The following is a 20,830-nucleotide window of genomic DNA, read 5'->3' on the forward strand; positions in this document are numbered from 1 at the left end:
GGCTTCCTCACTCGATGATCACGAGCGGCTCGCCATATTCGACGGGCTGACCATTGTTCACCAGTATCTGGGTGACGGTGCCGGCGCGCGGCGCGGGAATGGCGTTCATCGTCTTCATCGCCTCGACGATGAGCAGGGTCTGGCCCTCCTTCACCACCGTGCCGATGTCGATGAAGGCGCGGGCGCCGGGCTCGGGGGCGAGATAGGCGGTGCCGACCATCGGCGAGGGCACGACGCCCGGGTGCTTGGCCGGATCCGCGGATGCGGGCGCCGCGCTCGCCGCCGGGGCGGCAGCCACCGGCGCCGGGGCAGGAGCGGCCGGCGCGGCATAGCCCGGCGCCGGGGCGGCATAGACCACCGGCGCGGCGCGGGCGACGCGGATGCGCAGGTCCTCGTGCTGCACCTCGATCTCGGTGAGGTCGCTCTCGGACAGGAGATTGGCGATCTCGCGCACCAGCGCGGGGTCGATGGCGGGTTTGGTGGTTTTCATCATGATCCCGTGACGGTCCTTGCCCGCCTCCCTCAACTCACGCGGCCGTGGTCGCGCGGCTTTCGGCCAGCGCATCGATCGCGAAACGGTAGCCTTGCGCCCCGAAGCCGCAGATCACCCCGCGGGCGACCGACGAAATATAGGAGTGGTGGCGGAAGGCCTCGCGGGCAAAGACATTTGACAGATGCACCTCGATCGCGGTGACGCCGACCGCCTTGATGGCGTCGGCGAGCGCGACCGATGTGTGGGTGTAGGCCGCCGCATTCAGCACCACCCCGAGCGAGCCGCTCGCGCGGTGGATCATCTCGACCATCTCGCCTTCATGGTTGGACTGCCCGAAGACGAGGGAGATTCCATGGCGCTCGCAGGCCGCGCGGCACATCGCTTCGATGTCGGCGAGCGTGGTCCGGCCATAGATGGCCGGCTCGCGCGTGCCGAGCAGGTTGAGGTTCGGCCCGTTGACGACGTGGATGGTGCCGGATTGGATGCTGTCGGTCATGGTGTCCCGATTGACGGCCAAGCCGGCGGAAGCCGGCACGACCGCGGGTTTATAGGCAAAGGCTTGGCCGAGGCCAAGCCCCCAAAGGCTTCAGCGCGGCCCCGCGGCCGGCTTGCCCACGCGTAATTGCGGGAAAGCGCGCCCGCCCGCCGGCGGGCCGCCGTGAAGGCGCGGTTGCGGAGCGGATCAGCAGGCCGCCTTGCCGCAGCTGCGCACGGCGTCGATGGTGCCCTTCAGCTGGTCGTGGCCGACCGCGCCGACGATCACCGCATCGCCCGCCACATAGCTCGGCGTGCCGTCGATGCCGAGCGCGTCGGCGATCTGCATGCTCTCCTGCAACGCGGCGTTGACCTCCGGGCGCGTCATCGCCTTCTCGACCGCCGCACGGTCGATGCCCGCCTCCGCGGCGGCTTCCAGCGCGCGGGCCTTGTTGGCCTGGCCGCGGCCGCCGAGCAGCGCCTTGTGGAAGGCGAGGTACTTCTCCGGCGCGACCAGCTTCACGCCCACCGCCACCTGCGCCGCCTCGACCGAGCCCGGGCCGAGCACCGGGAATTCCTTGAGCACCACCTTGAGCTTGGGGTCGCTCTCGATCAGCTGCACGAGGTCCGGCAGCGAGCGCTTGCAGTAGCCGCAATTGTAATCGAAGAACTCCACCAGCGTGACGTCGCCCTTGGGGTTGCCCACCACCACGCCATGCGGGGAATCGAAGATCTGCGGCTTCAGCTTGGCGATCGCCTGCTTGCGCTGCTCGTCGGCAGCGGCGGCCTGGCGCTTCTGCAGCTCGCCGATCGCCTCCTGGATGACTTCCGGGTTCTTCAGCAGGTAGTCGCGGATGACGCTCTCGAACTCCTTGCGCTGGACGTCGTCGAGCGCGAAGGCCGGCGCGGCGCCGATGCCGAGCGCCAGAGACGCCGCGAGGCTCGCCGCGACCAGGCGGCGCCCGACACGGCGGAAGGGAAGGATCGGCGACATGGCGGTCTCCAGATGGGCGGCGCAGCGCGCGCGATAAAAGGAAGGAAGGGTCATGGCGTCGGCCGTCCGGGCTTCTTCTTCGGCGGCTTGACGTTGACGATGTCGTCCGCCTTCAGCCAGCCCGGCGAGCCATAGGCAAAGGTCTGGCGCGCGCGGGCGGCGAGCTCGCGGGCGAGCTGCACGTCGCCGGAGAGCAGCGCCGACTGGGCGGAGGCTAGGTCGGCATTGGGCAGGTCGCCCTTCTGGCCATAGGCCTGGGCGAGGAAGCGCCAGGCGGCGGCGGATTCCGGCTCGCGCTGGACCCCGAAGGTGAGCTCGCGCACCGCGTCGTCGACCGAAGACTTGTCGTTGGCGGCGACCAGCGCCTGGCCGAGCAGGGTGCGGATGAGCGGCGCGCCGCCGGAGAGCTGCTCCGCGCGGCGCAGCGGCGCGATCGCCTCGCGCGGGCGGCCGGCCTCCAGCAGCGCCTGGCCCTTCAGCTCGTGGAAATAGGGGTTGTTCGGCTGGACGGCGATCAGCGCGTCGATCTGGCGGATGGCGTCCGGCACGGCGCCATAGCGATAGGCGGAGATCGCCCGGGCATAGCGGGCCGGCAGTGAGGTGTTGGACGGCGGATAGCGGCGCGCGACCGCATCGGGAGGCATCGAGAAGCCGACCAGCTTGGCGCGCATCATCTCGTGGCGGGCCTGAAGCTCCGGCGAATCCTTGATGTCCCTGTAGGGGCTCTTGGCGACCAGGTCTTCCAGCGCGGCCACACGCTCGCGGGCCATGGGATGGCTCAGCACATAGGGATCGACGCGCTGGCTGATGAAGATCTGATCGTTCTGCATGCGCTCGAAGGTCTTCAGCATGCCGACCGGCGACTGCTTGGTCGCGGCCAGGTAGCTGATCGCCGAGCGGTCCGCCGCCTGCTCCTGGGCGCGGGCATAGGAGAGCACCGAGCGGCGGGCGATCTCCTGCGGGCCGGCGAGGGCCGCCGCGGCACCGCCCATATTGGCGCCGCCGGCCGCACCGGCCGCCACGCCGCCGGCGGCGAGCAGCGTGCCGATGATCGCCATGGTCTGGGCGTTCTCCATCTCCTGGCGCATGCGGGCGAGGTGGCCGCCGGCGATGTGCCCGGTCTCGTGCGCCAGCACGCCGATGATCTCGTTCGGCGTCTCGCTGCTGGCCAGCGCGCCGGTGTTCACGAAGATGCGCTTGCCGTCCATCACGAAGGCGTTGAAGGACGGATCGGAGATGATGACGACCCTGAGATTCTGCTGCGTCAGCCCGGCGGCCTTCCAGATCGGGCGCATATAGTCGCGCAGCAGGTTCTCGATCTCGGCGTCGCGGATGACGGTCGGGTTGCGTCGGCCGCTTTCCTGCGCGCCGGCGAGGGGAGCGAAGGCGAAGGGCGCGAGCGCCGGCGGCGTGGCGAGGGCCCCGGCCAGCAGCAGCAGGGTCGCCGCCCGCATGGCGTGGCGGCCGGCGCCGGCAGGCCGGTGTTTCGCCTGGCTCCGCCGAAGCGGGGGGTTGTCAAGGCTGGTCAGAAGCATCATCCATCGACTGCATGCGGGTGCCGCGACCTGACCTGCTCTCCGGTCCGGGGTCAAGAGCGGTATGCATCATCTTCGTTTGAACGTAACGTCGCACACGAACCGCAGATTGCGGCACCGATGCGGCGGCAGCCCGAGTCCCTGCCCATGACCGCCTCCTTTCCGTCCCCGTCCCTCCTCGACGCCGCGGCCTCGCTGCTCGCCGCCCCCTCGCGGCGCAGCGACATCGCCCCCTTCATCGTCATGGACGTGATGGAGCGGGCGGCGCAGATCGAGGCGGCCGGAGGGCATGTGGTGCATATGGAGGTCGGCCAGCCGGCGGCGCCGGCGCCGCTCACCGCCCGCGCGGCGGCGCGGCGGGCGCTCGACGAGGGCCGGATCGGCTACACCACCGCGCTGGGGCTGCCGGCGCTGCGCGCCCGGATCGCCCGCCATTACGGCGAGGCCTACGGCGTCGATCTCGATCCGGCGCGGGTGGTGGTGACGACGGGCTCCTCCGCGGGCTTCCTGCTCGCCTTCCTCGCCTTGTTCGAGCCCGGCGACCGGGTGGCGATCGCCAATCCCGGCTATCCGCCCTATCGCCACATCCTCACCGCGCTCGGCTGCGAGCCGGTGCTGATCGAGACCGATGCCGCCTCGCGCTGGGTGATCACCCCGGAGGCGCTGATCGCGGCGCACCGGCAGGCGCCGCTCAAGGGCGTGCTGGTGGCGAGCCCGGCCAATCCGACCGGCACCATGATGCGGCCGGAAGCGCTGGCCGAGCTGATCGCCACCGCCGAGGCGGAGGGCATCCGCTTCATCTCCGACGAGATCTATCACGGGCTCGACTACGCTTTCCCCGCCGCCACCGCGGCGGGGATCTCCCCCAATGCCACCGTCATCCATTCCTTCTCGAAATATTTCTGCATGACCGGCTGGCGGGTCGGCTGGATGGTGATGCCGGCACCGCTGGTGCGGGCGGTGGAGCGGCTGCAGCAGAACCTGATGATCTCGGTGCCGACGCTTTCGCAGGTCGCCGCCGAGGCGGCGTTCGACGGCGCCGCCGAGATGGAGGCCGTCAAGCATGGCTACGAGGCGAACCGGCTGCTGCTGACCGGCGAGCTGCCCAAGGTCGGCCTGCCGGAATTCCTGCCGGTGGACGGCGCCTTCTACCTCTATGCCGATGTCTCGCGCTTCACCGACGATTCCGCCGCCTTCGCCCGGCGGCTGCTCGACGAGGCGGGCGTGGCGGCGACGCCGGGGGTCGATTTCGACCCGCATCGCGGCCACCATTATCTGCGCTTCTCCTATGCCGGTGCGCTCGACGAGATGGCGCTGGCGGTGGAGCGGATCGGCCACTTCCTGCGGCGGGGATAAACGGGGCGGCGGTCCGGGCCTCCCGCGGCTTTCCGGCGGCCGGCCTCGCGATGGGGCGACCTTGCCGCCGTGCCGACCTCGCCCCGCGCCGGCGGAGGTGCCGGGAGCCTTTGCCCCCACATGAAAAACCCCGGTCCAGATGATGGACCGGGGTTTCGCGTTTCAGAGGCGGGACGGCTCACTCACCGAACAGCTTGCGCTGCCACCAGCCGGTGCGGCGCGGGCGGTCATCTGCCGGCGCTTCCGGGGCGGGCGTCGGCGCGGTGCCGGCCTCCGCCGGGGCTTCGGCCGGCGCTGCCGCGACGGGAGCCGGAGCGGCATCCTCCGCAGCCGGCCGGGCGGCAGCTTCCGGCGCCGCTTCGCCCGCGACCGGGGCGCGCTCGCGGACCGTCGAGCGACGGCGGCGCGGCTTGGGCGCCTCGGGCTCGGCAGCGACCGCCGCGTCAGCGGCAGGGGCCTCGGCAGCAGGGGTCTCGGCTACCGGGCTTTCGACCGCGGGGGCTTCCGTGGCCGGAGCGGCGGCTTCCGCCTCGACCGTCTCCGCCGCCGCAGCAGCCTTGCTGGAGCGCGAGCGGCGGGTGCCGGTGCTGCCGGTGCCGGTCGCGGCGCGACGGCTGCGCGAACGGGACTTCGGCGCCGCCTCGGCCGCGGGTGCCTCGGCCTCGGCCGCCGGGCTGTCGGCCGCCGGCGCCTCGGTGGCCGCGGCCTCGACGACGATGCCGGTCGCTTCGGCGGCGGTTTCGGCTTCGGCAACGGCTTCCGCCGCCGGCTCGCCCTCGATCGGGGCGGCGGCGATCACCGGCGCTTCCGCCGACGCGCCGCCGACCGACCATTCCTCGTCGCCGGCTTCGTCGCCTTCCTCGTCGGTCTCGAACTCGACGCCGCTCAGCGCCGCATCGTTCGAGCCGCCGTTCTCGCCATTCTCGCCATTGGCGCCACCACCACCGCGACGGCGACGACGACGACGGCGGCGACGGCGATTGCCGTCGCCCTGCGCCGCCTGCTCGCCGGCGGCCGCCTGGGCGGGAGCGGCGCTCTCGGCCACGGCGGCCTCTTCTTCCTCGTCCTCCTCCTCGGCGACCACGACCTCCTCCTCGATCTCCACCACGGGCTCGGCCGGGCGGGGCAGGGGGATCGGGTTGAGCACCGCGTCGCCCTTGTCGATGGCGAAGGGAGTGAGGCCGGTGAGCGTCGGATCGGCGGAGATGGTGATCATCACCCCGAAGCGCGCCTCGAGCTCGTGCAGATGCGCGCGCTTGTGGTTGAGCACATAGAGGGCGTTCTCCGCACGGGTGCGGATGACGAGGTTATGCGTGTTCGACTTGAGCAGCAGGTCCTCGGCCGCGCGCAGCAGCTGCAGCGCCACGGAGGAGGAGGCGCGCACATGGCCGGTGCCGCCGCAATGCGGGCAGACCTCGGTGGAGCTTTCCAGCACGCCGGTGCGGATGCGCTGGCGGCTCATCTCCATCAGGCCGAAATGCGAGATGCGGCCGAGCTGGATGCGGGCGCGGTCGTTCTTCAGGCATTCCTTGAGCTTGCGCTCCACCGCCCGGTTGTTGCGCTTCTCGTCCATGTCGATGAAATCGATGACGATCAGCCCGGCGAGGTCGCGCAGACGCAGCTGGCGGGCGACTTCCTCTGCCGCTTCGAGGTTGGTCTTTAGCGCCGTGTCCTCGATATTGTGCTCGCGCGTCGAGCGGCCCGAGTTCACGTCGATCGAGACCAGCGCCTCGGTCGGGTTGATGACGAGATAGCCGCCGGACCGGAGCTGCACCTGCGGCAGGAACATCGCGTCGAGCTGGCTCTCCACCCCGAAGCGGGCGAAGACCGGCTGCTGCTCGCGATAGGGCTTCACGTTCTTGGCATGGCTCGGCATGAGCATGCGCATGAAGTCCTTGGCCTCGCGATACCCCTCGTCGCCGGAGACCAGGACCTCGTCGATGTCCTTGTTGTAGAGGTCGCGGATCGAGCGCTTGATCAGCGATCCCTCTTCGTAGACCAGCGCCGGGGCGGTGGAGGCGAGGGTGAGCTCGCGCACGTTCTCCCACAGGCGCAGCAGGTACTCGAAGTCGCGCTTGATCTCGGTCTTGGTGCGGCTGGCGCCGGCCGTGCGCAGGATGATGCCCATCCCCTCCGGCACGTCGAGGTCGGAGGCGACCTCCTTCAGCCGCTTGCGGTCCTCGGCCGAGGTGATCTTGCGGGAGATGCCGCCGCCGCGGGCGGTGTTCGGCATCAGCACCGAATAGCGGCCGGCGAGCGACAGATAGGTGGTGAGCGCCGCGCCCTTGTTGCCGCGCTCCTCCTTCACGACCTGCACCAGCATCACCTGCCGGCGCTTGATCACTTCCTGGATCTTGTAGGTCTTGGCCCGGCGCTGCGGCGCCCGCTCCGGCACCTCCTCGAGGGCGTCGTCGGAACCGACCTCGTCGACGACCTCTTCCTCGCCGGCGATCTCCTCGACCTCGCCGGTCGGCTCGTCATCGGCGGAAGGACGGCGCGGGCGGCGGGACGGGCGGGACGAGGCTTCCTTGGCGCTGTCGTCGGCATCGGCGTCAGTGCCCTCGGCGGGAGCGTCCTCGCTCACCGTCTCGTCGCCGGCGGCGCGCTTGGCGCTCGACCTGTCGTCGCGGCCCCGGCGGCCGCGGCCGCGGGGGCGCTCCTCGCTCTCTTCCTCGGCTTCCTTGCGCTGCTGGCGCTCTTCCTCGGCCAGCAGGGCCTGCCGGTCGGCGACCGGGATCTGGTAGTAGTCGGGATGGATCTCGCTGAAGGCGAGGAAGCCGTGCCGATTGCCGCCATACTCGATGAAGGCGGCCTGCAGCGACGGTTCTACCCGCGTGACCTTGGCGAGATAGATGTTGCCGCGCAGCGGCTTGCGGTTGGCGGCCTCGAAGTCGAATTCCTCGACTCGGCTGCCGCGCACCACCACGACCCGGGTCTCCTCCGGGTGGGTGGCGTCGATGAGCATCTTGTTGGCCATTGAACTCTCATATGGGGGCACGCGGGCGTCGGCGGCGCGAGCGCAGCCGGACGGCGAAAAGCGTGCCTGTAAGCGGGGGGCGATAACGGGCCAGGGGGACGAGCGGCCTCGCATGCGGGGCGCGAGCGAGCCGGCGCCGACATCCGGCGACCGCGTGCCGGGCGGGAAATCCCGCTCGGTGCCCGATCCGCCCATGCCGGCTGACGCGTCATCACTCTGGTGTCGTCCATTCCTCGACCGAACAGGTGGCCGCGGTCGCGAACGACCCGGCCGGCGGCACATGGCGAGGAAGAGGCGCGGGGGACTCGAGCGAGCCGGCGCCGGCGAACGGCGCTCCGCGGCCTCGACACGTCGACGGCTGAAGCGTGTCCGCGGCGCGCGGTCCGCGAGGGCCGCTCTCTAGCATCCTCACGCGCCCTTGACTGGAGCTGGCCCGTAAAGGACCTGATCGTGGCGGGATGCTGGGGCTCTCCATCGCTGGACCGCCCGCGCCATCGGATCGCGAAAGCCGGAAAATCCGACGTCCTGCAGGCGAACCATATGCCTGCCCTTAATAGCGGCATGGGTGCCGATTTGGCAAGCCGCGCGACGCTTGAGCGTTGCGCGGCGGCCACGCTGCGGCGGGGACGGGAACCCTGACGGTCAACGACCGGTTAACCCGGCGCTCCTATTCCGTTAGATAGCGGGAGGGGCCCGACGTTTCGGAGAGACGACGCTGACGACGCGCAGGCGATCGAGAGGTTTCGGAGCAAGGCTCCTTGCGGCGCTGCTCCTGGCGATCGGACTGGTGGCTTCGGTCCCGCCGGCCATCGCCGAGGATGCGCCCGCGGAGGCCCCCGCTCCCGCGGTGGCGACCGACGCCCGGCTGGCCGGCGACGGCGAGCGCACGCGCCTGGTGGTCGATCTGTCGCGTACGGTCGGGCTCGGCGCTTTTACCCTCGCCGACCCCTATCGCGTCGTCATCGACGTGCCGGACGTGGTGTTCTCGCTGCCGGCGGCCTCCGGCCAGGAGGGGCGGGGGCTCGTCACCGCCTATCGCTTCGGCCTGTTCGCCCCGCGCAAGGGGCGCATCGTCATGGACGTCGCCGATCCGGTGAAGATCGACAAGGCCTTCGTGCTCGACCCGATGGATGGGCAGCCGGCGCGGCTCGTCGTCGATCTCGTCAAGGTGGACCGCGCCACCTTCCTCAAGACGGTGGCCGCGCCGGTGCGCAGCCTGCCGGAGAACGCCGCCGAGCGGCCGGCGCCGGCGGCTCCGGGCGACGTGCGCCCGGTGATCGCCATCGATCCCGGCCATGGCGGCATCGATCCCGGCGCCGGCAACGCCGCCTTCGGCATCGTCGAGAAGGACCTCACGCTGAAGATCGGCCTGATGCTGCGCGACCGGCTGGAGAAGACCGGCCGCTATCGCCCGGTGATGACCCGCGACGACGACACCTATGTCGCGCTCGGCGAGCGGGTGGAGATCGCCCGCGAGGCCAAGGCGCGGCTGTTCATCTCGCTGCACGCCGATTCGCTGTCCGCCCGCGACGGCGACGTCCGCGGCGCCACCATCTACACGCTTTCCGACCGCGCTTCCGATTCCGAGGCGCAGCGGCTCGCCGATTCGGAAAACAAGTCCGACATGATCGCCGGCCTCGACCTCTCCGAGGAGCCGGCCGACGTCGCCGGCATCCTGTTCGACCTCGCCCAGCGCGAGACGCGCAACTTCTCCGCCGCCTTTGCCCGCACGCTGGCGAACCATGTCGAATCCACCGCCCGTATGCACAAGTCGCCGCTGAAATCGGCGGGATTCCGGGTGCTGAAGGCCCCGGACGTGCCCTCCGTGCTGTTCGAGCTCGGCTACCTTTCCAGCCGCAAGGACCTCGAACTCATGACATCGGAGGATTGGCAGTCTAAGGTCACCGACGCGATGACGACGGCCATCGAGGCCTACTTCACCGCCCAGAAGCCGACGGACGGCAAATCGGCGGCGCTGCCGGGCGGGTTGGACGAGGCCGTTGCCGGTGCCCGAGCGGCACCCGCCGCGATTAGGCCATAGTTGCTGCGCACAGGGTGCGTGGAGGCGACGTCGGTTCATTGCGCCTGCTCGCCGCGCGTCGTGGCGGGCGCACAAGCATGCGGGGTCATGGCCGAATGCGGCTGTTGTTGCGGTTCCTTGGGTTCCTGTTCGCGATCGGCACCATCCTGTTCGTGGTGGGCGGAGCCGTGGCCGCCTATTTCGTCTGGAAGTACTCGCAGGACCTTCCCGACTACACCCAGCTGCAGAACTACGAGCCGCCGGTGATGACGCGCATCCACGCGGCCGACGGCTCGCTGCTGGCCGAATACGCCAAGGAGCGCCGGCTCTATCTGCCGATCCAGAACATCCCTGACCTGGTGAAGGAAGCCTTCATCTCCGCCGAGGACAAGAACTTCTATTCGCATGGCGGCATCGACATCACCGGCATCGGCCGCGCCGCCTATGCCTTCGCGCAGAATTACGGCTCCGGCCGCCGGCCGCAGGGCGCCTCGACCATCACCCAGCAGGTGGCGAAGAACTTCCTGCTCACCAACGAGGTCTCGCTCGACCGCAAGGTGAAGGAGGCGCTGCTCGCCCTGCGCATGGAGCGCGCCTATTCCAAGGACAAGATCCTCGAGCTCTATCTCAACGAGATCTATCTCGGCATCGGCTCCTATGGCGTCGCCGCCGCCTCGCTGCTCTATTTCGACAAGTCGGTGAACGAGCTCAACATCGCCGAGGCGGCCTATCTCGCCGCGCTGCCGAAGGGGCCGAACAACTACCACCCGTTCCGCCGCCACGACGCTGCCGTCGAACGCCGCAACTGGGTGATCGACCGCATGGCCGAGAACGGCTACATCACCCAGGAGCAGGCCGACAAGGCCAAGGCGACCGACCTCGCGGTCACCGTGCGCCCGACCGGCGCGCACATCTTCTCGGCGGAATATTTCGCCGAGGAGGTGCGTCGCGAGATCTTCGAGCGCTATGGCGAGGACAAGCTCTATGGCGGCGGCCTCTCGGTGCGCACCACGCTCAATCCCAAGCTGCAGCAGGTGGCGAAGAAGGCGCTGCTCGACGGCCTGACCCGCTATGACGAGCAGCGCGGCTATCGCGGCGCCATCACCGGCATCGAGACCTCCGGCGACTGGGGCGCGCGGCTTGCCGACGTGCGCGCCTTCACCGACATTCCCTGGCGCCTCGCCGTGGTGCTGGAAGCCGGCGCCGATTCGGCCCGCATCGGCCTGCAGCCGCAGCGCGACCGCTCCGGCCAGCTGCCCGACCAGCGCGAGGTCGGCCTGATCACCGCCGACGGGGTGAAGTGGGCGCTGCGCGGCCGCAAGGGCGTCAACGCCGTGCTCAAGGTCGGCGACGTCGTCTATGTCGAGCCGGTGGACGGCAAGCCGGATCAGTGGCGCCTGCGCCAGCAGCCGCGCATCGAGGGCGCGCTGCTGGCCATGGACCCGTGGACGGGCCGCGTGCTGGCCATGGCCGGCGGCTTCTCCTTCGACGAGAGCCAGTTCAACCGCGCCACCCAGGCGCAGCGCCAGCCCGGCTCGTCGTTCAAGCCGTTCGTCTACGCCTCGGCGATCGACAATGGCTATACGCCGTCGAGCATCGTGCTGGACGCGCCGTTCGAGCTCAACCAGGCCGGGCAGGCGACGTGGCGGCCGGAGAACTATTCCGGCAAGTTCTACGGCCCGCAGACGCTGCGTTTCGGCCTGGAGCAGTCGCGCAACGTGATGACGGTGCGGCTCGCCAACGATCTCGGCATGCCGGTGATCGCCGACTATGCCAAGCGCTTCGGCATCTATGACAACCTCCTGCCGGTGCTGTCGATGTCGCTCGGCGCCGGCGAGACCACGGTGATGCGGATGGCGGGCGGCTATTCGATGTTCGCCAATGGCGGCCGCCGCATCAAGCCGACGCTGATCGACCGCGTCCAGGACCGCTACGGCAAGACCATCTACAAGCATGACGAGCGGGAATGCCGCGGCTGCGACGCTACCCAGTGGCAGGACCAGCCCGAGCCGACGCTGGTCGACCGCCGCGAGCAGGTGCTCGACCCGATGACCGCCTACCAGATGGTCTCGATGATGGAAGGCGTGGTCCAGCGCGGCACCGGCACGGCGCTGAAGGTGCTGGGCAAGCCGGTGGCGGGCAAGAGCGGCACCACCAACGAGGAGAAGGACGCCTGGTTCGTCGGCTTCACCCCGGACATGGTGGTGGCGGTGTATCTCGGCTTCGACACCCCCAAGCCGATGGGCAAGGGCTCGACCGGCGGCCTGATCTCGGCGCCGGTGGTGCGTGACTTCATGCAGGTGGCGCTGGCCGACCGGCCGGCGGTGCCGTTCCGGGTGCCGCCCGGCATGAAGCTGATCCGCATCAACCCGAAGAGCGGCCTGCGCGCCGGCCCGGGCGAGAAGTCCATCCTCGAGGCGTTCAAGCCCGGCACCGCCCCCCCGGACACCTATTCGGTGGTCGGGGCTTCCGCGGGGAGCTACCCGACCACCGTCTCCCCCGACGCCGACCGGGCGGTCGGCAACAGCGGCACCGGCGGCCTCTACTGAGGCGGCGCCCGCCGCCTCACTCTATCGGCGTGCCGGTGAATTCCGGCAGCCGCTCGGCGCGTGCCGCCAATGCCGCCAGCGCCGGGATGTCGGCATCGTCGATGGCGTCCGGCACCAGGTGGCGGGTGAAGCCGAGCGCGACCGCGGCGGTGATGTCGGCCTGCATCGGCCGCTCGCCGATCAGCCAGTCCCGGCCGGGATCGATCTCCGCTTCCAGCAGCGCATAGGCGGCGCGCAACTGGCCACGCACCCGCGCCAGCCACGGCTCGTGGCGCTTCTCCGCGGGCCGCAGCTCGTGTTCATAGACGATCTGCACAGCCTTCTCGCAGGCCGCCAGCGCCAGGCCGGCGAGGCGCTGGGCGCGGGCATGGTCGGCCAGCCCGTCCGGCTCCAGCGTCAGGGCCGGATCGGCGAGCCGCTCGGCATGGGCGAGGATGAGCGTCGAGTCCATCAGCACGACGCCCTCGTCGGTGACGAGCGTCGGCGCCTTCACCACCGGATTGATCGCCGCGAAGGCGTCGAAATGCCGGAACACCGAGACCGGCTCGTGGCGGAAGGGAAGGCGCAGGAACTTCAGGGAAATCGCGACGCGCCGGACATAGGGCGAATCGAGCATGCCGATGAGGCGCATGGAGGGCTCCGGGTTGCGGACGGTCCGCGCGTTCCGAACGCGAGGATGTTGGCGACCCCGGCACGATGACAAAGGACGCCGGCGAGTGCCATGCTGATCCATCGGCGAAAATGGAGTTCTGCTTATGGATTCAAGGCGCGATTTTCCCGGTGCGCGCATTCCCGGTTTCCGCCCGGCGGTGACCGGGCTCGACGACCGCGACCTGGATATTCTCGAGGCCCTGCAGGAGGACGGAAGGCTGCCGCTCTCCGAGCTCGGCCGGCGCATCGGGCTTTCGCAGCCGGCGGTGTCCGAGCGGGTGAAGCGGCTGGAGGAACGCGGCGTCATCGCCGGCTATGGCGCGCGCATCGACCTGGCGGCGGTGGGCTTGCGGATGACCGCCATCATCCGGCTCAAGACGGCGCACGAGCATATCCGCGCCTGCCTCGATGCCTTCGACGACCTGCCCTATGTGGTGGAGGTGCATCGCGTCACCGGCAATGACTGCTTCGTGCTGAAGGCGATCGTGCCGGCGCCGGAATATCTGGCCGTCATCGTCGACGCCATCGGCCGCTTCGGCGAGGTGACGACGTCGCTGGTGCTGCGCTCCGAGCCTGCGCGGCCGATCCCGCGCGCGCTGCTGGCGGTGGCGCGCCGCAGCGTCGATTGACGGGGAGGGCGCGCGGGAAAGGCCGAGGCCGGTTTACAGGGCGGGCCAAGCTCTCTATTTTCCGCCGCCTTCCAACCCGGTTCGAGAGTGTCCATCATGCGCGCCGAGCTCGCCGCGAGCGTCGACGAAATCCGCGAAGCCGCCGGTCTCCTGCGGCAGCACATCGATTTCGACCGTTCCAAAGCCCGTCTCGCCGAGCTGAACGCCCTCGCCGAGGATCCCAACCTGTGGAACGATCCCGAGCGCGCGCAGAAGCTGATGCAGGAGCGCGGCACGCTGGAGGACGGGCTCGGCGCCATCGAGCGCATCAACCGCGAGCTCGCCGACAATGTCGAGCTGATCGAGCTGGGCGAGGCCGAGGGCGACACGTCCATCGTCGACGAGGCCGCCGCGGCCCTCCAGCGCCTCAAGGCCGAGGTGGCGCGCCGGCAGCTGGAAGCCCTGCTCTCCGGCGAGGCGGACGCCAATGACAGCTATCTCGAGGTCCATGCCGGTGCCGGCGGCACCGACAGCCAGGACTGGGCGGAGATGCTGCTGCGCATGTACACGCGCTGGGCGGAGCGGCGCGGCTTCAAGGTGGAGCTGATCGAGGACTCACCCGGCGAAGCGGCGGGGCTGAAGTCGGCGACCATCCTGGTCAAGGGCCACAACGCCTATGGCTGGCTGAAGACCGAGGCCGGCGTGCACCGCCTCGTGCGCATCTCGCCCTTCGATTCCAACGCCCGCCGCCAGACCTCCTTCGCCTCGATCGACGTCTATCCGGTGATCGACGACCGCATCGTCGTCGACATCAAGGAAGCCGACGTGCGCGTCGACACCATGCGTTCGGGCGGCGCCGGCGGCCAGCACGTCAACAAGACGGAATCGGCGGTGCGCCTCACGCACATCCCCACCGGCATCGCGGTGGTGAGCCAGGGCGACCGCTCGCAGCACAAGAACCGCGCTACCGCGTGGGACATGCTGCGCGCCAAGCTCTACGAGATGGAGCTGAAGAAGCGCGAGGCGCAGGCCGCCGCCGACCAGGCCGCCAAGACCGATATCGGCTGGGGCCACCAGATCCGCTCCTATGTGCTGCAGCCCTACCAGCTGGTGAAGGACCTGCGCACCGGCGTCTCCACCGGCACGCCGCAGGAGGTGCTGGACGGCGACCTCGACCCGTTCATGGAGGCCGCGCTGGCCCAGCGCGCCTATGGCGGCGGCCCGGCGAGCGTCGACGACGTGGAGTGAGGGAGCTTCTCGCCCGGCGGGGCTGAAGGGACCGCTTCGACGATCGCCGCATTCCGTCTCCGCCTGAACGGCGTCATGGCCGGGACCAGCCCGGGCATGACGGCGGGTGCGGAAGCTGCGCGACGACATGCCCGGCCATCCGCCGTCATCCCGGACGGCAGGAGGCCGATCCGGGGGCATGGGAGGCCGGGAGCGATCCCGGCCCGGCGGCGTCGACCCGCGCCGGGATGACGGCCAAACGGGGCGACCCGTCACAGCGCCCGTGCCGCCTCCAGCACGTCCTCGGCATGGCCGGCGACCTTCACCTTCGGCCAGATGCGGGCGATCCGCCCCTCGTCGTCGATCAGCACGGTGGCGCGGGTGATGCCCATGAACGTCTTGCCATACAAGCTCTTCTCGCCCCAGACGCCATAGGCGGCGAGCATGTCGTGCGCCTCGTCGGTGGCGAGCGGGAAGGCCAGGCACTCCTTGCTGCGAAACTTCACCAGCGCCTTGGCGGGATCGGCGGAGACGCCGAGCACCGCCGTGCCGGCCTTCTCGAAATCCGGCAGCAGGCGGTTGAAGTCGTGCGCCTCCAGGGCGCAGCCCGGGGTGCTGGCCTTAGGATAGAAATACAGCACCAGCTTCCGGCCGCGGAAATCCGCAAGGCGGACCGGCTTGCCGTCGTCGCCGGGCAGTTCGAAGTCGGGTGCCGGTTCCCCGGCGGCAATGGTGGTCATCTGCCTTCCTTTCGTCGGCTTTTGCGGCGATGCCGCCGGCCGTGGCCGCCTACCGGCCGCTCATCCCGTCATAGTTTCGCCAACGGACAAGAAACAGACAGGATATCGCGATAGACCCCGCACAGGCGCTATCATCCACATGCAGAGATTCGGACGGTAGATGATCGACAGGACGATGCGCAGAGCCGGCGGGCGTGCCGGGCCGGGGAAGCGCCCGCGTCTGCGGCGGATAGTGCGCGCCTGCGAGGCGCCGCGTCGCGGTCGTCGGTGGGTGCGCGTTTGCGGCTGGTCCTGCGGCGGCGTGTTCGGTCTTGCCATCGCCGCCGTGCTGACGATCTACGTGCTGTTCTCCACCGGGCTGGTGACGGTGAACATCGCCCGTCCCTATGTCGAGCGGGCCCTGGCGGAGCGCCTCGGGGCCGGCCGCAGCGTCGAGATCGGCGAGATCGTCTCCAACGGCGCCGTGACCGGCGGCATGGCGCTGCGCGTCAACGACATCGTGGTGCGCGACGAGACGGGGAGCGTGATCGCTTCCGCCCCGCAGGCGGAAATCACCATGCAGGACCGTCTGTTCCCATGGATGGCCGGGCCGAAGCGGATCGACCTCATCGGCGTGAAGCTGCAGGTCTGGATGACGGCCGATGGCGGGCTGGCGGTTTCCACCGGCGAGAACGCCAAGCCGATCCGCGCGCCTGCCCCCGCGGCCGCCCCCGCGCCGGCGGCTCCCGTGCCCGGCGATGCCGCGCCGGCCACCGGCGTCTCCCTGACCGGCCCGGGGGAGGCGCCGGCCGCGAACGCGGCGACATCGGGCGAGGCGCCGCCGTCGCTCGGTCCCATCCGCCTCGCCAGCCTCGCGGCGCTCGCCGACGGTCTCGACCGCGGCGGCCTCGACGGCGGCGAGCTTTCCGACATCGGGCTGAAGGACGGCACGCTGACGCTGCGCAGCGAGGTGAGCGGGCGCAGCTGGGTATTCGACAAGATCGACATCAGCCTGGCCCGTCCCACGGCCGGCGGCCTCACTTTCGACCTGCGCGCCGGCGGGGCGGACGGGCCCTGGTCGGCGCAGGCGACCATCGCGCCGCTGGCGGACGGGCGCCGCGACATCGGCGTCGCCATTCGCGACCTGGCGCCGCGCGACCTGATGATCGCCGCCGGCATGGCCGAGGCGGACCTGGTCGCCACCTCGCCGCTGTCCGGCGAGATCCATGCGCAGATCGACGCCAAGGGCGATCTCATCGGCTCCGCCGGCCGGCTGCTGGTCGGCGCCGGCGAACTTCAGCTGGGCAAGGACGAACTCGGCCGGATGATCATCGACGAGGTGTCGCTCGATTTCGGCTTCGATCCGCACAGCCGCACGGTAGCGATCAAGCCGCTCTCGATCCATGCCGGCCCGCTCGATCTGGAGATCGCCGCCGATCTCAACCTGCCGACGACCGCGGACGGGATCTGGACGCTGCACGCCACCCGCGCGCAGGGCACGCTCGGTGGCGGCGGGCGCTATTCCGAGAAGGAGCCGCCCTTCGTCGCCCCGAACATCGCCCTCGACCTGCATTTCGATCCCAAGGCGAAGAGCCTCGGCATCGACCATGCCAAGGTTTCGAGCCCGCAGGGCGAGATCACCGTCGTCGGCGGATTGGATCTCGGCGGGCCGGATCCGGCGCTGACGCTCAACGTCTCGACCACGCCGACCTCGGCGACGACGCTGAAGCGCATCTGGCCGGTGCTGGCGGCGCCCGATGTGCGGGGCTGGGTCTATGACAATGTGGTCGCCGGCGACGTCAGCCGTGCCGAGATCGCGCTGAGGGCGCCGCTGTCGGCGATCGGCAATCCCGATATCCCGCTGCCGGACGAGGCGCTGCGCATCGACATCGTCGCCGGCAACGGCTCCTTCCGGGTGCTGCCGGAACTGGCGGCGATCACCGGCGCCGATGTCGGCGTGCACGTCACCGGCCGTACCGCCCATGTGGAGGCCTCCAAGGGCGGGTTGCAGACACCGGCCGGGCGCAAGCTCACCATCTCGGACAGCGTGTTCGACATTCCCGACACCGCGCAGGATCCGCCGACGGCGAAGATTCGCGTCGCCGTCAACGGGCCGGTCGCCGGCATGGCCGAGATCGCCAGCCTGCCGTCGCTGCGTAGCCACGCGGCGGCCTCGCCGCTCGACGCGGCGACGGTGTCCGGCGATTTCCAAGGCGTGGCACAGGTGAGCATCCGCCTGTCGGAAGAGATCAAGCCCGCCGATGTCGACTTCGCCTTCGAGGCCACGCTGAGCGATTTCTCGGCGGACAAGATGGTGCTCGGCCATGATCTCGAGGATGCCGCCGTGCGCGCCTTCGTGACGCCGCAGGCCAGCGTGTTCCGCGGCGACGGCAAGCTCGGCGGGGCGCCGGTGAGCTTCGACTACACGCTGCCGGCCAAGGGGGACGCCTCCTTCACCATGGCGGCGACGCTGGACCAGAGCGCACGCGACAAGCTCAATCTCGACCTCGCCGGCCTTGGCGGCACGGTGACGGTGAAGCTGAACGGCACCACCGCCGCGAATGGCAGGGTGAGCGCCGACGTCGATGTCGATCTCACCAAGGCGCGGCTTGCCGAGCTGGTGCCGGGCTGGTCGAAGCCGGCGGGCAAGCCGGCGCGCCTGACCGCCAAGCTCAACAAGAGCGAGGACGGCATCAGGCTGGAAAATCTCGTCGTCTCCGGCGCTGGGGTGAACATTCGCGGCTCGGTGGCGCTGGACGCCAAGGGCGTGCCGGTGAGCGCCGACCTGCCGATCTTCCAGCTTTCCGATGGCGACAAGGCGAGCGTGAAGGTCGACCAGACCGGCGGCGTCATGAAGATCACCGTGCGTGGCGAGGTGATCGAGGCCCGCGCCTTCCTCAAGGACCTGCTGGAGGCGCCGATCGCCGGCAGCGCCGGCCAGGCCAAGCCGGTCGACATCGATCTCGACGTCAATCTCGACGTCGTGGTCGGCAATAATGGCGAGACGATGCGGGAAGCGGTGCTGAAGCTGTCGCGGCGCGACGGCGCGCTGCGCAGCTTCTCGCTGGGGGCGCTGGTCGGCCGCGACGGCGGTGTGACCGGGCAGATCATGAACGGGGCCGGCGGCGCCAAGGTGATGCGGGTGGCGACGACCGATGCCGGCGCCCTGCTGCGCTTCATCAATTTCTATTCGCGCATCTATGGCGGCGACCTGTGGCTCGACATCGACCCGCCGGGGGGCGACGGCGCGCCGCAGAACGGCATCATCAACATGCGGGATTTCGTAGTGCGCGGCGAGGCGGGGCTCGACCGGCTGATCGCCGCAGCGCCGGCCACCGTCGCCAACGGGCGTCCGCAACCCGGCGCGGCGATCACCTTCAAGAAACTGCAGGTGACGTTCACCCGCTCGGCCGAGCAATTGTCCATCCGCGACGGCGTGGTGTGGGGCCCGGCGGTCGGCTCGACCTTCGACGGCTCGCTCGACTATGCGCGCGACCGCATCTCGATCCAGGGCACCTATGTGCCGGCCTATGGGCTGAACAACCTGTTCTCGCGGCTGCCGGTGCTCGGCTTCTTCCTCGGCGGCGGCCCGAATGAGGGGCTGGTGGGCGTGACCTACGAGATCGTCGGGCCGTTGAGCGGGCCGACGCTGCGGGTGAATCCGATCTCCGCCGTGGCTCCGGGCTTCCTGCGCAAGATCTTCGAATACCGGCAGGCGCCGGACCCGACGCCGCCGGCGGTGGTGCCGACGCGATAGGAGCTTGCCGGCCGTCACCCCGGCGGCTTGATGTCACCTGGATTTTCGCGAATCCCGGCGTCGGGCCCGGGATTGGCCCGGGCATTCCACGACGGCCTCCGGCGCACCCGGTCCAAGGCGTGGAGGGTCGGGCCAAGCCCGGCCATGACGGTGTGACGGGTGGATTTCCGGCGAGAAGGGCAGGGGGGCGCCGCCGTCGGCAGGCGGCTCACACCGGCTTGAGCAGAACGTGCTTCTTCTTGCCGAAGGAGAGCTTCACCACCCCTTCGGCGCTGAGGTCGCGGGCGCTCACTACCGCCTTGTCGTCGGTGACGGTGGCGTCGTTCACCTTCAGGCCGCCGCTCCTGATCTGCCGGCGCGCCTCGCCGTTGGAGGCGACGAGGCCGGTCTTCTCCGCGAAGACGCTGAGCACGCCGATGCCGGCCTCGAGCTCGGCCGCCGGCACCTCGACGGTCGGCAGGTCGGCGGCCACCCCGCCTTCCTCGAAGGTCTTGCGCGCGGTCTCGGCCGCGGCTTCCGCCGCCGCACGACCGTGCAGCATGGCGGTGACCTCGGTGGCGAGGATCTTCTTCACCTCGTTGATCTCGGCGCCGCCGAGCGCAGCGAGCCGGGCGATCTCGTCCATGGGCAGGGTGGTGTAGAGCTTGAGGAAGCGCGAGACGTCGGCATCCTCGGTGTTGCGCCAGTACTGCCAGAACTCGTAGGGGCCGAGCATGTCGGCGTTCAGCCACACGGCGCCGGAGAGCGACTTGCCCATCTTGGCACCGGAGGCCGTGGTGAGCAGCGGCGAGGTCAGCGCGTAGAGCTGCGGCGTGTCCATGCGGTGGCCGAGGTCGATGCCGTTGACGATGTTGCCCCACTGGTCGGAGCCGCCCATCTGCAGGCGCACGCCGTAGCGCTTCGACAGCTCCACGAAGTCGTAGGCCTGCAGGATCATGTAGTTGAATTCGAGGAAGGACAGCGACTGCTCGCGGTCGAGGCGCATCTTCACGCTGTCGAAGGACAGCATGCGGTTGACCGAGAAATGCCGGCCGACGTCGCGCAGGAATTCGAGATAGTTGAGCGAGGTCAGCCACTCGGCGTTGTTGGCCATCAGCGCGTCGGTGGGGGCGTCGCCATAGGTGAGATAGCTGGAGAACACCCGCTTGATGGAGGCGATGTTCTCGGCAATGGTCTCCACCGTCATCAGCTTGCGCGCCTCCTCCTTGAAGGAGGGGTCGCCCACCATGCCGGTGCCGCCGCCCATCAGCGAGACGGGCCGGTGGCCGGTCGCCTGCAGCCAGTGCAGCATCATGATCTGGATGAGGCCGCCGGCGTGCAGGCTGGGTGCCGTCGGGTCGAAGCCGATATAGGCGCTGACGGTTTCCGTGGCGAAGAGCCGGTCGAGCCCTTCGGGGTCCGAGATCTGGTGGATGAAGCCGCGCTCGGAAAGGGTGCGCAGGAAATCGGAACGGAACGTCGTCATGTCGG

At 69.9% G+C, this 20,830-nt stretch carries 14 protein-coding genes; 6 read left to right on the plus strand and 8 right to left on the minus strand.

Annotation, left to right across the window (positions count from 1 at the left end):
• Positions 1-7 precede the first annotated feature (7 nt).
• The 4 genes from accB to KHC19_RS23005 all read right to left on the minus strand — a co-directional run bounded on the left by accB (position 8) and on the right by KHC19_RS23005 (position 3,415).
• Complete coding sequence (gene accB / locus KHC19_RS22990) at positions 8-493, minus strand: acetyl-CoA carboxylase biotin carboxyl carrier protein (protein ID WP_378296964.1); 486 nt, start codon at positions 491-493, stop codon at positions 8-10.
• A 34-nt stretch (positions 494-527) separates the two neighbouring features.
• Positions 528-989 carry a type II 3-dehydroquinate dehydratase gene (aroQ, locus tag KHC19_RS22995; RefSeq protein ID WP_213355799.1) on the minus strand — a complete coding sequence of 154 codons (462 nt, stop codon included), beginning with the start codon at positions 987-989 and terminating at the stop codon, positions 528-530.
• 186 nt (positions 990-1,175) lie between these two features.
• Positions 1,176-1,961: a DsbA family protein gene (locus tag KHC19_RS23000; RefSeq protein ID WP_213356390.1), complete on the minus strand. Its 786-nt coding sequence runs from the start codon at positions 1,959-1,961 to the stop codon at positions 1,176-1,178.
• 50 nt (positions 1,962-2,011) lie between these two features.
• Complete coding sequence (locus tag KHC19_RS23005; protein ID WP_246549409.1) at positions 2,012-3,415, minus strand: M48 family metalloprotease; 1,404 nt, start codon at positions 3,413-3,415, stop codon at positions 2,012-2,014.
• 228 nt (positions 3,416-3,643) lie between these two features.
• Here KHC19_RS23005 and KHC19_RS23010 point away from each other — a divergent pair, with 228 nt between their 5' ends.
• Positions 3,644-4,852 (plus strand): pyridoxal phosphate-dependent aminotransferase, encoded by a 1,209-nt coding sequence (locus KHC19_RS23010; RefSeq protein WP_213355802.1) that lies wholly within the window; start codon positions 3,644-3,646, stop codon positions 4,850-4,852.
• 178 nt (positions 4,853-5,030) lie between these two features.
• On the opposite strand, the gene KHC19_RS23015 is transcribed toward KHC19_RS23010, so the two are convergent.
• A complete protein-coding gene (locus tag KHC19_RS23015) occupies positions 5,031-7,829 on the minus strand; it encodes an Rne/Rng family ribonuclease (protein ID WP_213355804.1) in 2,799 nt (932 codons plus the stop codon).
• A 784-nt stretch (positions 7,830-8,613) separates the two neighbouring features.
• On the opposite strand from KHC19_RS23015, the gene KHC19_RS23020 reads away from it, so the two are divergent.
• Positions 8,614-9,870, plus strand: a complete 1,257-nt coding sequence (locus KHC19_RS23020) for an N-acetylmuramoyl-L-alanine amidase (RefSeq protein ID WP_213356392.1) — start codon at positions 8,614-8,616, stop codon at positions 9,868-9,870.
• 95 nt (positions 9,871-9,965) lie between these two features.
• Positions 9,966-12,398: a penicillin-binding protein 1A gene (locus KHC19_RS23025; protein ID WP_213355806.1), complete on the plus strand. Its 2,433-nt coding sequence runs from the start codon at positions 9,966-9,968 to the stop codon at positions 12,396-12,398.
• A gap of 16 nt (positions 12,399-12,414) precedes the next feature.
• Here KHC19_RS23025 and KHC19_RS23030 read toward each other — a convergent pair whose 3' ends face one another.
• Positions 12,415-13,029, minus strand: a complete 615-nt coding sequence (locus tag KHC19_RS23030; protein WP_213355807.1) for a glutathione S-transferase family protein — start codon at positions 13,027-13,029, stop codon at positions 12,415-12,417.
• Positions 13,030-13,153: 124 nt separating this feature from the next.
• Here KHC19_RS23030 and KHC19_RS23035 point away from each other — a divergent pair, with 124 nt between their 5' ends.
• Together KHC19_RS23035 and prfB are read left to right on the plus strand one after the other, a co-directional pair.
• Positions 13,154-13,678, plus strand: a complete 525-nt coding sequence (locus tag KHC19_RS23035; RefSeq protein ID WP_213355808.1) for an Lrp/AsnC family transcriptional regulator — start codon at positions 13,154-13,156, stop codon at positions 13,676-13,678.
• A 96-nt stretch (positions 13,679-13,774) separates the two neighbouring features.
• Complete coding sequence (gene prfB / locus KHC19_RS23040; RefSeq protein WP_213355810.1) at positions 13,775-14,905, plus strand: peptide chain release factor 2; 1,131 nt, start codon at positions 13,775-13,777, stop codon at positions 14,903-14,905.
• Between the two features lie 251 nt (positions 14,906-15,156).
• Here prfB and bcp read toward each other — a convergent pair whose 3' ends face one another.
• Complete coding sequence (gene bcp / locus KHC19_RS23045) at positions 15,157-15,624, minus strand: thioredoxin-dependent thiol peroxidase (RefSeq protein WP_213355811.1); 468 nt, start codon at positions 15,622-15,624, stop codon at positions 15,157-15,159.
• Between the two features lie 301 nt (positions 15,625-15,925).
• Here bcp and KHC19_RS23050 point away from each other — a divergent pair, with 301 nt between their 5' ends.
• Entirely contained in the window at positions 15,926-19,360 is a 3,435-nt protein-coding gene (locus tag KHC19_RS23050; protein WP_343207782.1) for a YhdP family protein, read from the plus strand.
• Positions 19,361-19,568: 208 nt separating this feature from the next.
• On the opposite strand, the gene tyrS is transcribed toward KHC19_RS23050, so the two are convergent.
• Complete coding sequence (tyrS, locus tag KHC19_RS23055; RefSeq protein ID WP_213355815.1) at positions 19,569-20,825, minus strand: tyrosine--tRNA ligase; 1,257 nt, start codon at positions 20,823-20,825, stop codon at positions 19,569-19,571.
• Positions 20,826-20,830: the final 5 nt, after the last annotated feature.

The organism is Ancylobacter oerskovii, assembly GCF_018390555.1.
In the GTDB taxonomy this organism is placed as follows: Bacteria; Pseudomonadota; Alphaproteobacteria; order Rhizobiales; family Xanthobacteraceae; genus Ancylobacter; species Ancylobacter oerskovii.